Annotated in this window: 9 protein-coding genes; 5 read left to right on the top strand and 4 right to left on the bottom strand. The window is 75.9% G+C overall.

Features of this window, described 5'->3' with window-relative positions:
* The first annotated feature begins 205 nt into the window (after positions 1-205).
* Positions 206-4,861 (top strand): Lhr family helicase, encoded by a 4,656-nt coding sequence (locus tag JQX11_RS05725; protein WP_204923920.1) that lies wholly within the window; start codon positions 206-208, stop codon positions 4,859-4,861.
* A 66-nt stretch (positions 4,862-4,927) separates the two neighbouring features.
* On the opposite strand, the gene JQX11_RS05720 is transcribed toward JQX11_RS05725, so the two are convergent.
* Positions 4,928-5,473 carry a hypothetical protein gene (locus JQX11_RS05720; protein ID WP_204923919.1) on the bottom strand — a complete coding sequence of 182 codons (546 nt, stop codon included), beginning with the start codon at positions 5,471-5,473 and terminating at the stop codon, positions 4,928-4,930.
* A gap of 100 nt (positions 5,474-5,573) precedes the next feature.
* Here JQX11_RS05720 and JQX11_RS05715 point away from each other — a divergent pair, with 100 nt between their 5' ends.
* Together JQX11_RS05715 and JQX11_RS32170 are read left to right on the top strand one after the other, a co-directional pair.
* Positions 5,574-6,368, top strand: a complete 795-nt coding sequence (locus JQX11_RS05715; RefSeq protein ID WP_204923918.1) for an SAM hydrolase/SAM-dependent halogenase family protein — start codon at positions 5,574-5,576, stop codon at positions 6,366-6,368.
* A 42-nt stretch (positions 6,369-6,410) separates the two neighbouring features.
* The gene (locus JQX11_RS32170; RefSeq protein WP_088645607.1) at positions 6,411-6,653 is read left to right on the top strand and encodes a CPCC family cysteine-rich protein; all 243 of its coding nucleotides are present in this window, start codon (positions 6,411-6,413) and stop codon (positions 6,651-6,653) included.
* Positions 6,654-6,704: 51 nt separating this feature from the next.
* Here the strand turns inward: JQX11_RS32170 and JQX11_RS05705 are convergent, their stop codons facing one another.
* Complete coding sequence (locus JQX11_RS05705; RefSeq protein WP_232377254.1) at positions 6,705-7,949, bottom strand: DUF8814 domain-containing protein; 1,245 nt, start codon at positions 7,947-7,949, stop codon at positions 6,705-6,707.
* Between the two features lie 145 nt (positions 7,950-8,094).
* Between JQX11_RS05705 and JQX11_RS05700 the strand changes: the two genes are divergently transcribed.
* The gene (locus tag JQX11_RS05700) at positions 8,095-8,925 is read left to right on the top strand and encodes a DNA-formamidopyrimidine glycosylase family protein (protein WP_204923916.1); all 831 of its coding nucleotides are present in this window, start codon (positions 8,095-8,097) and stop codon (positions 8,923-8,925) included.
* A gap of 152 nt (positions 8,926-9,077) precedes the next feature.
* Complete coding sequence (locus tag JQX11_RS05695) at positions 9,078-12,683, top strand: fibronectin type III domain-containing protein (RefSeq protein ID WP_204923915.1); 3,606 nt, start codon at positions 9,078-9,080, stop codon at positions 12,681-12,683.
* 59 nt (positions 12,684-12,742) lie between these two features.
* Here the strand turns inward: JQX11_RS05695 and pspM are convergent, their stop codons facing one another.
* Together pspM and JQX11_RS05685 are read right to left on the bottom strand one after the other, a co-directional pair.
* A complete protein-coding gene (gene pspM, locus JQX11_RS05690; RefSeq protein ID WP_204923914.1) occupies positions 12,743-13,531 on the bottom strand; it encodes a phage shock envelope stress response protein PspM in 789 nt (262 codons plus the stop codon).
* A gap of 22 nt (positions 13,532-13,553) precedes the next feature.
* Positions 13,554-14,426 carry a PspA/IM30 family protein gene (locus tag JQX11_RS05685; protein ID WP_204923913.1) on the bottom strand — a complete coding sequence of 291 codons (873 nt, stop codon included), beginning with the start codon at positions 14,424-14,426 and terminating at the stop codon, positions 13,554-13,556.
* Between the last annotated feature and the right edge of the window lie 179 nt (positions 14,427-14,605).

Here is a 14,605-nt window from a genome sequence, read left to right as displayed (position 1 = left end):
AAGTTACTTTATGTTGTGGGTCACAAGCAAGCAGTTAAGTAAGACTTAAAGCGCAAAACGTACAATCGGCCTGCAATTTTCTCTTAGTTGGGCATAACGGCAGCGGTTCCGGTGGAATGTCACCCCGCCGGGGCAGGATGGGGGCGTGACGGGGCGACAGGGCAGGGCGGCGTGACGGGCGGGGCGGCGTGACAGGCGGGACAGCGTGACGGGCGGGACAGCGGTTCCCGCCGGGTTCGGTCCGGCCACCCGGGAGTGGTTCACCGCCGCCTTCGCCGCTCCCACCGCCGCCCAGAACGGCGCCTGGCGCTCGATCGCCGCCGGCCGCAACGCCCTGGTCGTCGCGCCCACCGGCTCGGGCAAGACCCTCGCGGCGTTCCTCTGGTCGCTCGACCGGCTGGCCGACGCGCCACCCCCGGACGACGCCCGGCACCGCTGCCGGGTGCTCTACGTCAGCCCGCTCAAGGCGCTCGCGGTCGACGTCGAACGCAACCTCCGCGCCCCGCTCGCCGGCATCCGGCAGGCCGCCACCCGGCTCGGCGTGACACCGCCGGACATCACCGTCGGGATGCGTACCGGCGACACCCCCGCCGACGAGCGGCGGACCTTCGCCCGCACCCCGCCGGACATCCTCATCACCACTCCCGAATCGTTGTTCCTGCTGCTCACCTCCGCCGCCCGGGAATCGCTGCGCGGTGTCGAGACGGTCATCCTCGACGAGGTGCACGCCGTCGCCGGCACCAAGCGTGGCGCCCACCTGGCGCTCTCCCTGGAGCGCCTCGACGGGCTGCTGGCCCGGCCCGCCCAGCGGATCGGCCTGTCCGCCACCGTCCGGCCGATCGACGCGTGCGCCCGTTTCCTCGGCGGCGCCCACCCGGTCGACGTGGTCCAGCCGGCCACCCCCAAGACGATCGAGGTCAGCGTCCAGGTCCCGGTGGAGGACATGACCCGGCTCGACGAGACCGAGCAGCCACCGGACGACGCCCTCGGCGGCCCCGGCCCCCGCCGGGCGTCCATCTGGCCGGCCGTCGAGGAACGGGTCTTCGCGCTGATCCGGGCGCACCGCTCGACCATCGTGTTCACCAACTCGCGGCGCAGCGCCGAGCGGCTCTGCGCCCGGCTCAACGAGCTGGCCACCGAGGAACGGGAAGCCGCCGCAGCCGCCCCGCCCGCCGGGGCGGGCGACGGGCCGGGCGGGGCGGGCGACGGGCCGGGCGAAGCAGACGGGCCCGGTGGGGCGCAGCGGTGGGGCGGCCCGGTGGGGCCGCTGCGGACACCCCGCCCACCGGCCGAGGCGATGGCCCAGTCGGGCACGGCGGCCGGCGCGGAGGCGGTGATCGCCCGCGCCCACCACGGCAGCGTCTCCCGGGAGGAACGCAAGCAGATCGAGGAGGCGCTCAAATCCGGCCGGCTGCCCGCCGTGGTCGCCACCTCCAGCCTGGAGCTGGGCATCGACATGGGCGCGGTCGACCTGGTGGTGCAGATCGAGGCCCCACCGAGCGTCGCGGCCGGCCTGCAACGGGTCGGCCGCGCCGGGCACCAGGTGGGCGCGGTGTCCCGGGGCGTGGTCTTCCCCAAGCACCGGGGCGACCTGCTCTCCTGCACGGTGGTCGCCGAGCGGATGACGGCCGGCGCGATCGAGGAGCTGCACTACCCGCGCAACCCGCTCGACGTGCTCGCCCAGCAGATCGTCGCCATGGTCGCCCTCGAACCCTGGTCGCTCGGCGACCTGGCGGTGCTGGTCCGCCGGGCCGCGCCCTTCGCCGAGCTGCCCGACTCGGCGTTGCACGCGGTGCTCGACATGCTCTCCGGCCGCTACCCGTCGACCGCCTTCGCCGAGCTGCGGCCCCGGCTGCTCTGGGACCGGGCCACCGACGTGCTCACCGGCCGGCCGGGAGCCCAGCGCCTCGCCGTCACCAGCGGCGGCACCATTCCCGACCGGGGCCTGTTCGGGGTCTTCCTGGCCGGGGCGGAACGCGCCGCCCGGGTCGGCGAGCTGGACGAGGAGATGGTCTACGAGTCCCGGGTCGGCGACGTCTTCCTGCTCGGCTCGTCGTCCTGGCGGATCGAGGAGATCACCCCCGACCGGGTGCTGGTCTCCCCCGCGCCCGGGCAGGCCGCCCGGATGCCCTTCTGGAAGGGCGACCAGTTGGGCCGGCCGGTCGAGCTGGGCCGGGCCATCGGCAGCCGGGTCCGGGCGTTGCTGCGCCAGGACGACACCACCGCCCGCGGCGCGCTGCGCGCCGGTGGCCTGGACGACTGGGCGGCCGACAACCTGCTGGCCTACCTGCGGGAACAGCAGGCCGCCACCCGCTCGCTGCCCGACGACCGCACGGTGCTGGTGGAGCGGTTCCGCGACGAGCTGGGCGACTGGCGGCTCGCCGTGCACAGCGTGCTCGGGGCCCGGGTCAACGGCCCCTGGGCGTTGGCGATCGGCCGCCGGCTGGCCGAACGTTACGGGGTCGACGCCCAGGTCATGCCCTCCGACGACGGGATCGTGGTGCGGCTGCCGGACACCGCCGACGAGCCGCCCGGTGCCGACGTGGTGGTGTTCGCCCCCGACGAGATCGCCCAGCTGGTCGAGGATTCGGTGGGCACCTCCGCGCTGTTCGCCGCCCGGTTCCGCGAGTGCGCCGCCCGGTCGCTGCTGCTGCCCCGGCGTGACCCGCGCCGCCGGCAGCCGCTGTGGCAGCAACGCCAACGCGCCGCCCAGCTCCTCGACGTGGCCCGCGAGTACGCCGACTTCCCGGTCACCCTGGAGGCCGCCCGGGAGTGCCTGCAGGACGTCTTCGACCAGCCCGCCCTGGCCGAGCTGATGCGCGACCTGGCCAGCCGGAAGGTCCGCCTGGTCGAGGTCGAGAGCGAACGCCCCTCGCCGTTCGCCAGGTCGCTGCTCTTCGGCTACGTCGGCGCGTTCCTCTACGAGGGGGACGCCCCGCTGGCCGAACGCCGGGCCGCCGCGCTGGCGCTGGACTCGGCGCTGCTCGGCGAGCTGCTCGGCCGGGTCGACCTGCGCGAACTGCTCGACCCGGCGGTGCTCGCCGAGACCGAACGGCAGGTGCGCTGGCGCACCGAGCAGCGTCGCCCCCGCGACGCCGAGGACGTGGTCGAGCTGCTGCGGGTCGTCGGCGACCTGACCGGAGCGGAACTGGCCGAGCGGGGCGTACCGGAGGGCTGGCTGACCGAGCTGGCGGCGGCCCGCCGGGTGCTGCGGGTCCGCATCGCCGGTGCGGACCGCTGGGTGGGCATCGAGGACGCGGCCCGGCTGCGCGACGCGCTCGGGGTGGCGCTGCCGGTGGGGGTGGCCGAGGCGTACCTGACTCCGGTGGCCGACCCGCTCGGCGACCTGGTCGCCCGGTACGCCCGCACCCACGGGCCGTTCGCCGCCGCCACCTGCGCCGCCCGGTTCGGGCTCGGGGTGTTCGTGGTGGAGCAGGCGTTGCGTCGGCTCGCCGCGACCGGGCGGGTGGTCTCCGGCGAGTTCGCCCCGGACAGCGTCGGCACCCAGTGGTGCGACGCCGAGGTGCTGCGGCTGCTGCGCCGCCGGTCGCTCGCCGCGTTGCGCCGGGAGATCGAGCCGGTGCCGCCCCGGGTGCTGGCCGGTTTCCTGCCCCGCTGGCAGCAGATCGGCTCGTCGGCGCGCGGGGTGGAGGCGGTGGCCGCCGCCGTCGAGCAGTTGCAGGGCACGGCGGTACCGGCGTCGGCGTGGGAACGGCTGGTGCTGCCCGCCCGGGTCGCCGACTACTCCCCCGCCCAGCTCGACGAGCTGTGTGCCGGTGGGGAGGTGGTCTGGGCCGGCTCGGGGGCGATCTCCGGCGGCGACGGGTGGATCACTCTGGCGTACGCGGACGTCGCACCGCTGCTGCTCCCCCCGCCGGACGACGGCTTCGCCGGCACCCCGCTGCACGACGCCGTGCTGGACGCGCTCGCCGACGGTCAGGCGCTGTTCTTCCGTTCGCTCGCCGACCGGGTCGGCTCCACCGACGACGCCGCCCTCAGCGCGGCGATCTGGGATCTGGTCTGGGCGGGGCGGCTCACCAACGACACCCTGGCCCCGCTGCGGGCGGCGCTCGGCGCGGGCGGGGCGCACCGGTCCCGTCCGGCGGCCCCCCGGACCCGGTACCGCCGCCCGGGTCGGGTGGCGCTGCCCAGCCGGGGCGGTCCGCCCACGGTGGCCGGACGCTGGTCGCGGCTGCCGGAGCGGGACACCGACCCGACCCGGCGGGCCGCCGCCCTGGCCGACCTGCTGCTCGACCGGCACGGGGTGGTGACCCGGGGCGCGGTGGTGGCCGAGCAGGTGGTGGGCGGGTTCGCCGCCGTCTACCCGGTGCTCGCCGCGCTGGAGGAACGGGGCGCGGCCCGGCGCGGCTACTTCGTGGAGGGGCTGGGCGCGGCGCAGTTCGCGGTGCCCGGGGCGGTGGACCGGTTGCGGGCGCTGGCCGAGCCGGCCGACTCCGGGCGCGGCGACGGGCCGACCACGGTGCTCGCCGCCACCGACCCGGCCAACCCGTACGGTGCGGCGCTGCCCTGGCCGGAGCGGGCCGTCGACTCCGGTGACGGCGCCGCCCCGGGCAGCGGGCACCGGGCCGGGCGCAAGGCCGGGGCGGTGGTGGTGCTGGTCGGCGGCGGGCTGGCCCTCTACGTCGAGCGGGGCGGCCGGACGATCCTCTCCTTCACCGACGACGCCGACGCGCTGGCCGCCGCCGGCAAGGCGCTCGCCGACGCGGTGCACTCCGGCGCGTTGGGGGCGATGTCGGTGGAGCGCGCCGACGGCGGGGCGGTGCACTCCTCGCCGCTGCACGACGCGCTCACCGCCGCCGGTTTCCGGGCCACCCCCCGGGGCCTGCGGCTGCGCGGCTGACCGGGCGGGCCACCCCGCGTCGCCGGCCGGGTCACCCCGACCGGCGGCGGCCGGAGCCGGGCGGGGTCAGCCGAGCTTCGCCAGGACGTCGTTGTAGCGCTTCTGCTCGGCGGCGCTGGTCCGGGTGCCCAGGTAGTTGAGCACCACCGCACCGGCCCGGTACGCCTTGGTCCCCCACACGTCGGTCTGGTTGGTGGCGCTCGCCTCGTCGGGGAAGACGTACACCGAGACGGCGTCGGTGACCATCAGTTGGGCGCAGCCGACGCCCGTACCGTTGGGGCCGCAGTCCTTGGAACGGTCACGCGGGTCGGGCACCTTGAGGCCGGCGGCCTTGAACGCGTCGACCACCTTGCGGGCGGCGGGGGCGCTGGTCTTCTTGGTCGGCAGCACGAACGGCGGGGTGGAGGGGCTCTCCCGGGGGGTGCTGCCCGACTTCTCGGCCTTCGGTGGGCCCTCGGCCGGAGCCGCCTCGCTGGTGGCCGGGGCCTTCGACCGTCCGTCGGCCCACGCCCCGCCGTCCCGTTCGTCGCCGGGATCGTCGCCGCAGCCGGCGAGGGCCAGCGCGAGCAGGACGGTGGTGGTCACGGGCAGGAGGCGGAGGCGTTTGGTCACCCCGGCAGTCTGCCGAACCGGGTGCGCGCCCGGCACCGGCCGGTCGGTCGGTCGGGGTGTCCGGTCAGTGATAGGGCGGTCACCGCACTAGCCTGCCGGCATGACCCCGACCCCCTGGATCTCGCTGACCACCGACTACGGGCTCACCGACGGGTTCGTCGCCGTCTGCCACGGGGTGATCGGCCGGATCACCCCGGCCGCCCGGGTGATCGACGTGACCCACCTGGTGCCGGCGGGGGACGTCCGGCGCGGTGCGGCGGTGCTCGCCCAGGCGGTGCCGTACCTGCCGTACGGGGTGCATGTGGCGGTGGTGGACCCGGGGGTGGGCACCGCCCGGCGCGGGGTGGCGCTGGTGACACCGGGCGGGCTGCTGGTCGGGCCGGACAACGGGCTGCTGCCGGCGGCGGCGCAGGCGTTGGGCGGGGTCACCGCGGCGGTCGAGTTGACCTCGCCGGGGTGGGTGGCGGCGGAGGTGTCGGGCACCTTCCACGGCCGGGACGTGTTCGCCCCGGTGGCGGCCCGGCTGGCGCTCGGCGACCCGCCGGCCGACGCGGGCCCGCCTGTCGATCCGGCCAGCCTGGTGACCCTGCCCGCGCCGGTGCTGCGTCGGGAGGCCGACGGGTTCACCGCCGAGGTGCTCACCGTGGACCACTTCGGCAACGTGCAGCTCGCCGCCGGGGCCGACCTGCTGGCGGCGTTGCCGGGAACGGTCCGGGTCGACGGCCACCCGGCGGTGCGGGGCGCGACGTTCGCCGACGCGCCGGCCGGGGACCTGGTCGTGCTCGTCGACTCCGCCGGCCTGGTGGCGGTGGCCCGCAACGGCGGTCGGGCGGTGGACCTGCTCGGGGTCGCCCCCGGTGCGACGGTGACGGTGCGGGGACGCCCCGGAGGGTGAGCTGCGCTCCCTGTCGGGCGTCCGGTATGGAATGCTGCTGCGGTGGGTGAAGTGTGGGTTCCGGTGGGCTGTCCCTGTTGTGCGTCCCGGACGGGTGGGGGCACCTGTCCGGTCTGTTTCTGGACCGACGACGGCCAGGGCGACGCCGATGCCGACGTGGTGCGGGGCGGTCCCAACGGTGACCTGAGCCTCACCCACGCCCGGCTGAACTTCGCCGTGTACGGCGCCAGCCACCCCCGCTACCAGGACATGGTCCGCCCGCCCCGCCCGGACGAGCGGCCCTGAGCCACGCCCGCCCCCGACCCGGCCGGTCGGGGGCGGGGGCGGCGTACCGGCTCAGCAGCGGGACACGGTGCCGCCGTACACCGTGGACACGTACGCGTGGCTGACGTACTGGCCACCGGCCAGCCGGTTCCACCGGTTGGTGGTCCGGTAGGTCCCGGCGACCGTCTGCCCGGTGACGTAGCACTGGATGGGCACGTTGGCGTGGGTGGCGGCGAGCCCCCGCACCGGGTACGAGGTGCCGGGGCCGGTGCGGATGTTGAGCGGCCCGGAGCCGATGACGCCGCGCGGTCCGCTGCCGGTCCACAGGTACGTCACGTCGACCCAGGCGTTGTCGGTGAGCAGCAGGCCGTCCCAGAAGGTGCCGTCGGCGAGGTCGATGCCGGCCGGGTTCAGCACGGTACGCCCGAACTGGTCCTTGCCGCCGTTGTAGCCGTACTGGTAGGCGGCCTGGGCCTCGGGTCGCCCCTGCGGCAGGTCCTTCCAGTTCTCCCGGACGGCGGCGGGGTTCCAGTAGTCGTCGCGGGTGTTCCACGGGCCGACGTCCCAGACGGGTGCGTACTCGCAGCGGCTGCCGCTGGTGGTGCAGACCCGCACCGTGTAGTCGCCGGTGCCGATCGGGGACAGGCCACGCCGGGACGGCAGCGCGACGAAGTGGTCCCGGGCTCCGATGGTGTGCCCGTTGGCGGTGACCCCGCCGACCTCGCCCTCCCGGGTGGCGAAGACCCGGTAGCTGCGTACGGCGGTGGGGGCCGGGGCGGCGGTGGTGGCGGTGTCGGCGGTGAGCCGCACCGCGCGTACCGATGCGGCGGCGTGCGCGTCGCGGGTGGTGAGCAGCACCCGGGCCTGGACCCGGGTGACCGGGCGGTCGAAGACGGCCGGCCCGGTGCCGGCCTCCCGCCACTCGGTCCAGCCGGTGGCCCGCCAGCCGCGCACCTGGACGCCGACGGTGGCACCGGTGGCCGCCTCGGCGGTGAGGTCGACGCGGACCCGGTTGGCCGGGCCGGTGAGGGTGCGCGCGGGGGCGAGCAGCACCCCCTCGGCGACCGGCGCGCCGAGGGCGGCGGGCCGGGTGCGCCGGGTCGGGTGCGGGTCGGCGAGGCGCAGCAGGCCGGCACCGAAGCGGACGTTGACGTCGTCGCCGCCGGCCACGGCGAGGTCGACGGTCCAGTGCTCCCCGGCGGTGGGTGCGGCTGGGGCGGCGGCGTGGCCGGTGCTCTGGCCGGGGGTACGGGGTGCGGCGGTGGCGGCGGTCGGGACGAGACCACCGGCCAGGGTCAGGGTCAGCAGACCGACCAACAGGGACGATCGGGGACGACAAGGGCCAAAGGCCATAATATTCTCCTCAAGACCCCCTCATAGTGCATTTTTTCGTAGATCGACAGGAAGCACGCTACAAATAGCGATACATGCGAATTATGCTCGGACGAGGGAGAATGCTGGGGTGCCCGAGGGAGACACCGTCTGGAACACCGCCCGCGTCCTGCACCGCGCCCTCGCCGGCGCCCGGCTCACCGGCAGCGACTTCCGGGTGCCCGCGCTGGCCACCACCGACCTGACCGGCTGGACGGTGACGGAGTCGGCCAGCCGGGGCAAGCACCTGTTGCTGCGGCTGACCGCACCGGCCCCGGTGACGTCGACCATCGCCTGGACGCTCCACTCCCACCTGCGGATGGACGGCGTCTGGCGGGCGTACGCCCCGGGGGAACGCTGGACGGCCCGGCCGGCCCACCTGATCCGGGCGGTGCTGCGCAGCGCGCAGGCGGTGGCGGTCGGCTACCACCTGCACGAACTGGCCCTGCTGCCCACCGCCGAGGAGGAGCGCCTGCTCGGGCATCTCGGCCCCGACCTGCTCGGCGCGGACTGGGACCCGGCCGAGGCGGTCCGCCGGCTGGCCGCCGCCCCCGGGGTGACCATCGGCGAGGCGCTGCTCGACCAGCGCAACCTGGCCGGGGTGGGCAACCTCTACAAGTGCGAGCTGCTGTTCCTGCGCGGCATCTCCCCGTGGACGCCGGTCGGCGCGGTGCCCGACCTGCCCGGCACGGTGGCCCTGGCCCAGCGGCTGCTCGCCGCCAACCGGGGCCGGTGGACCCAGAGCACCACCGGTTCGCTGCGCCGGGGCCAGACCAGCTACGTCTACGGGCGGCGGGCCCAGCCGTGCCGCCGCTGCGGTACCGCCATCGCCAAGGAGGACCTGGGTGACCGGGTCACCTACTGGTGCCCGACCTGCCAGCCGACGCCACCGCCGGCCGACCCGGGAACCCCTCCCGTCTGACGGGACAACCCGCAGACACGGACGAATGGGTAATTCCTATCCGGCCGCCGACGTCGCATGCTGCGAGTGAGTGCTCACCGTTCGTCACCATCGGACGCGACCGCCCACCACGCCGGGGTGGGGGCGGCGGGTCCCCGTGCCCGGGGAGAGCCATGACCCTGTTCCGCAGACTGCGACCGCACTGGACGACCCGGGTCGTCCGCCTCCACCGGCCCGACCGGCCGACCGTGCCGGCCGCCCGCACCGGCGAACCCGATCCCGCCCCGGCGACCCTCGATCCGGCCGCCGTGCCGCGCTGCTTCGGCCCGGTGCCCAACTTCGCCGGCAGCCCGCTGCCCGTACGCGACCCGCAGGGCCGGGTGGTCACCGGCACCGGCCTGCGCAAGTTCGTCGACGCGCTGCCGCTGCCCGGCCCGGCGGGCCGCACCGAACTGGGCGGACACCTGCCGGTCGCCACCCCGGACACGGTGAGCTGGCCGGGCTGCGACTACTACGAGATCGGGCTGGTCGAGTACACCCAGCGGCTGCACCGGGACCTGCCCACCACCCGGCTGCGCGGCTACCGCCAGCTCAACCTGGGCACCGACCCGGACGGCCACAACACCGTCGCCCCACCCGAGCGGCCCTACCACCTCGGGCCGCTGATCATGGCGAGGCGGGGGCGGCCGGTCCGGATCAAGTTCATCAACCAGCTCCCCACCGGCCCGGCCGGGGACCTCTTCCTGCCTGTCGACACCAGCCTCCCGGGGGCCGGGGCGGGGCCGCTGGAGGGGCCGGCGCCCTACCCGCAGAACCGGGCCGTGCCGCACCTGTCCGGCGCGCACACCGGGTGGATCAGCGCCGGCAACCCGTGGCAGTGGGTGACCCCGGCCGGGGAGATCACCCCGTACCCGACCGGGCCGGGCCTGACCCACGTGCCGGACATGCCGCCGCCCGGTGCGGGCGCCACCACGCTCTACTACCCGAACGCGCAGAGCGGCCGGCTGATGTGCCTGCACGACAACACCCTCGGCCTGTCCCGGCTGACCGTCCTGTCCGGCCAGTTCGCCCTCTACTTGCTCACCGACCCGGTCGAGGAGGAGTTGACCGCCGACGGGGTGCTCCCCGCCGACCAGGTCCCGCTGGTGATCCAGGACCGGACCTTCGTCCCCGACGACGCCCAGCTCGCCGCCGAGGACCCCACCTGGGACCGGGACCGCTGGGGCACCCGGGGCAACCTGTGGCACCCGCACGTCTACCAACCCCGGCAGGACCCGTACCGGGAGCACGGGCGCAACCCCACCGGCCGCTGGGACTACGGCCCGTGGCTGCCCGGCACCGACGGTGGGGACGGACCCCGGGTCGGGCCGGTGGACAACCCGCACCACGACCCGGTGGCCGCCCCGCAGGAGCCGCCACAGGCCCCCGGGGTGCCGCACCCCAGCGCCGTGCCCGAGGCGTACGGGGACACCATGCTGGTCAACGGGGTCGCCTACCCGTACCTGCGGGTGCAGCCGACGGCGTACCGGTTCCGGATCGTCAACGGCTGCGCCGACCGGTCGCTCAACCTGCAGCTCTACCGGGCCCGCTCCGACGGGCCGATGTGGCGGCCCGACGGGAGCCTCGCCGACGCCGACGCCGGTGAGGTGCCGATGGTGGACGCGGTCCGCGCCCCCGGCCGGCCGGCCGACTGGCCCACCGACGGGCGCGACGGCGGGGTGCCCGATCCGGCCGCCGCCGGCCCATCCATGATCCAGATCGGCAACGAGTGCGGGCTGCTCCCCGCCCCGGTGGTGCTGCCCAACCGGCCGGTCGGCTACCGCTACGACCGACGCGACCCGACCGTGCTCAACGTCGACTCGGCCGCGCTGCTGCTCGCCCCCGGCGAACGGGCCGACGTGATCGTCGACTTCTCCACCCTGCCGCCCGGCGCGACGGTGCTGCTCTACAACGACTGTCCGGCCCCGCTGCCCGGCTTCGACCCCCGCTACGACCGGCACACCGCCGCCGGGGACCACCGCGCCGAGGGCGGCGGCCCCGGCACCCTGCCCGGGTACGGCCCGAACACCCGTACCGTGCTCCAGTTCCGGGTGGCCGGCGTCCCCGGCCGCCGGTACGACCTGGACCGGCTGGCCGAGCGACTGCCCGCCGCGTACGCCGCCAGCCAGCGACCGCCGGTGGTGCCGCACCCGGTGTACGACCCGGCGTTCGGCACCACCACCGGGCGGGCGACGGCCGCCTCGGCGCAGGCCACCTCGCTCACCTTCACCCCGCCGGGCGGCACCGCGCCGGTCACCCTGCCGATCCAGGTCAAGACCGTGGGGACCGTCTTCGAGCCGGAGTACGGGCGGTGGGCCGGCCGGCTCGGCGTACCCCATCCGGGTGCCGGCCCGCTGGGTCCGGTGACCCTGCCGCTCGGCCCGACCGACCCGGCGACCGAGATCCTCGTCGCCGCCGACCCGACGGTGGGGCCGGCCGACCCGGCCGACGGCATCCAGGTGTGGCGGATCAGCGGGACCGGCCGGCAGACCCACCCGGTCCGCTTCGACGGCTGCGACGTGCAGGTGGTCAACCGGATCGGCGGGGACGGCACGGTCCGTGCCCCCGACGGCGGGGAACGGGGCTGGAAGCAGACCGTCCGGGTCAACCCGGCCGAGGACGTGGTGGTGGCGCTGCGTCCCGAGGTGCCGCCGCTGCCGTTCAAGGTCGGCGACAGCCTGCGGTTGCTCGACCCGACCCGACCCGCCGGGGTACGCCTCGACGCCACCGGAGTCAGCCCCTGCGACGGCCGGCCGGCGATCGTGGTCAACCAACAGGTCAACCTGGGCTGGGAGTTCCGCTGGGTGAGCGGCGCGGCGGGGCTGCGGGACCTGGGGATGAGCCGGCCGCTGGTGCTGCGGGTGTCGCCCCGCGCGCCGACCGGGCTGACCGCGACCCCGGTGCCCGGCTCGGCGACCGCGCTGCCGGCGATCGCGTTGGCCTGGACGGGCAACGGCAGCCGACCGGCGGCCACCGGTCACCTGCTCCAGCGGGCCACCGACGCCGGTTTCACCGCCGGCCTGACCACCATCACCGTGGCGGCGACCGCGACCCGGTACACCGACGCCAGCATCACCCCCGGCGTGACCTACCACTACCGCATCCGGGCCGAGAACGCGGCCGGCTGCTCGGCCTGGTCGAACAGCAGCCCGGCGTCGGTACGCCTGCCCGCGCCGGGCGGGCTGGCCGCGACGGTGCCACCGGCGGCCCCGCTGCGGGTGGCGCTGCGCTGGGTGAACCGTTCCTTCGCCACCGGGCTCGACGTGCAGCGGGCCACCAACCCGACCTTCACCAGCGGTCCGGGCACCACCGCCGTGCCGGTGGCCGACCACCACCTCGATCCGGCGGTCGCCCCGGACACCACGTACTACTACCGGGTCCGGGCCACCTATCTCGGCGCGGCGTCCCCGTGGTCGACGGTGGCGACGGTGACCACCCCACCGGTGCCGGAGCTGCCGACGAGGGTCGCCGCGACGGTGGGCGTCCCCGCGCCGGACACGGCGACGGTGTCGGTGAGCTGGGCGGCGGACGCCCCGACCGGCCCGGGAGCCGGGTTCGTGGTGCAGCGCGCGGTGGACCCGGCGTTCGACCGGGAGGTGGCCAGCTTCACCGTCACCGGCCGCAGCTTCACCAACACCGGCCTGGCCCGGGGGGTCACCTACCACTACCGGGTCCGCGCGTTCAACGTGGTCGGCAGTTCACCGTGGACCGGCCCGCTGCCGGTCCACACACCCGACTGAGGCCCGGTCCGGCCGTGGGCAGCCCGGCGGCAGGCCGGACCGGCCGGCCGCGCGGGCGCTCAGCGGGTGGGGGTGCGCTGGGGTTCGCCCACGGCACGCAGCTCGGCCAGGGCGGAGGCGACACCGTGCAGCAGGTCCGTCGCCTCCATCAGCCGGGCGGCGGACGGGTCCGCGACGACCTCCGGGTGGGCGTCCTCGGCGACGTAGCCGGCCGCGGCGGCGACCAGCCCCTCGTAGGCGGTCACCCCGGCGACCAGCTGGTCGAGCAGGGCCCGGTGGGCCTCGGCGAGCCGGGGCCGGGCCTCGGGCGGGGCGAGCCGCAGGGCGCGTTCCACCCCGGCCGTACGGTCGGCCAGGTCGCGCAGCGAGCGGTCAGCGGCGGCGGCCTCCAGCACGGCCGGCTCGGCCGGGCCGGTCAGCCGGGGCGCGATCCCGGCCAGGGTGAGCGCGGCCCGGTCCAGCCGGGCCCACGAATCGGCGGCGGAGGTGCCGCGCAGCGCGAACCGGGAGCGGAACCGACGGGCCTCGGCCAGCACGCCGGGGCCCACCGGGAGGCGTTCGACGGCGGCGACCAGCCGGGCCCGGGAACGGGCGGCGGCCTCGGCCGGGTCGAGGGCGGGGGGCACCGGGCGGGCCGCGAACGCCCGCAGGTCGATCCAGCGCCAGGCGGCCAGCGCGACGGCACTGCCCGCCGCGCCCGCCCAGGCCGCGTCGGGCAACCCCAGCCCGGCGTACGGGGTCAGCACCGCCGCCGCGCCGGTGAGCCCACCGGCCAGGACGCTCCACCGGCGGGCGGAGCGCCGCAGCCGGCCCAGTCGACGGAAGTGTCGCGTTCGCTCGTCGGCCACCCGTACCTCCTCGTGCCGGCGGTCAGCCGGCGGTGGTGTCCCCCACGCCGCGGTCGCGGCTCATGCTGGCCCGGAGCTCGTCCAGCCGGGCGGCGGCGGCCGGGTCGGCCGTCGGGGCGGCCGGCTGGGCCTGCTGCTGCACCGCCGGCTGCTCCTGCCGGCTGCCGAGCTGGTCGCCGGCCATGCTGGCCCGGATCTGCTCCAGCCGGGACGACCCGGCGCTGTCCAGCGTCGACTTCTGGATCTCCAGCATCCGTCCCTCGACGGAGTTGCCGGCCAGCTCGGCGCGGCCCATCGCGTTGGCGTAGCGGCGCTCGATGCGGTCCCGCACCTCGTCCAGCGAGGGGGTGTTGGCCGGTGCGGCCATCGACGACATCGACTCCAGCGACCGGGCCACGCTCTCCTGCATCTTGGCCTGTTCGAGCTGGCTGAGCAGCTTGGTGCGCTCGGCGAGCTTCTGCTGGAGGATCATGGAGTTGTTCTCGACCGCGCGGCGGGCCTGCGCGGCGGCCCCGATCGCCTGGTCGTGCAGGGTCTTGAGGTCCTCGGTGGCCTGCTCGGCGGAGACCAGCTGGGTGGCGAGCACCTGGGCGGACTGCTCGTAGCGGCCGGCCTCGGCCTCGTCGCCCTTGGCGCGGGCCTGGTCGGCGAGGACCAGCGCCTGCCGGGCGTTGCCCTGGAGCCGCTCGACCTCGGTCATCTGCCGGGAGAGTTTCATCTCCAGCTGCCGCTGGTTGCCGATCACCGCCGCCGCCTGCTGCACCAGCGCCTGGTGCTGACGCTGCGCGTCCTCGATGGCCTGCTGGATCTGCACCTTGGGATCGGCGTGCTCGTCGATCTTGGCACCGAACAGCGCCATCAGGTACTTCCAGCCCTTGACGAACGGGTTCGCCATCTCCGCGGTATCCCCTCAGTAGCGTCGCTGCGCCCCGGCCACACCCGGGACCGGGCGGGCCGCACGGCGCTCCCCCATCGTCGCAGGCGGACGCCAGCAGGGCCGTTCGTGACGCGGGGTGCTCCGGCGGCCTGCGATCAACACTACGCGGCGTCGGCCAGCCCGGCCACGGGACGGAC

Source organism: Micromonospora humida (assembly GCF_016901255.1).
GTDB classification, from domain to species: domain Bacteria; phylum Actinomycetota; class Actinomycetes; order Mycobacteriales; family Micromonosporaceae; genus Micromonospora; species Micromonospora wenchangensis.
The sequence above is the reverse complement of the archived record's forward strand: the minus strand, read 5'-3'. Positions and strand labels throughout refer to the sequence as shown.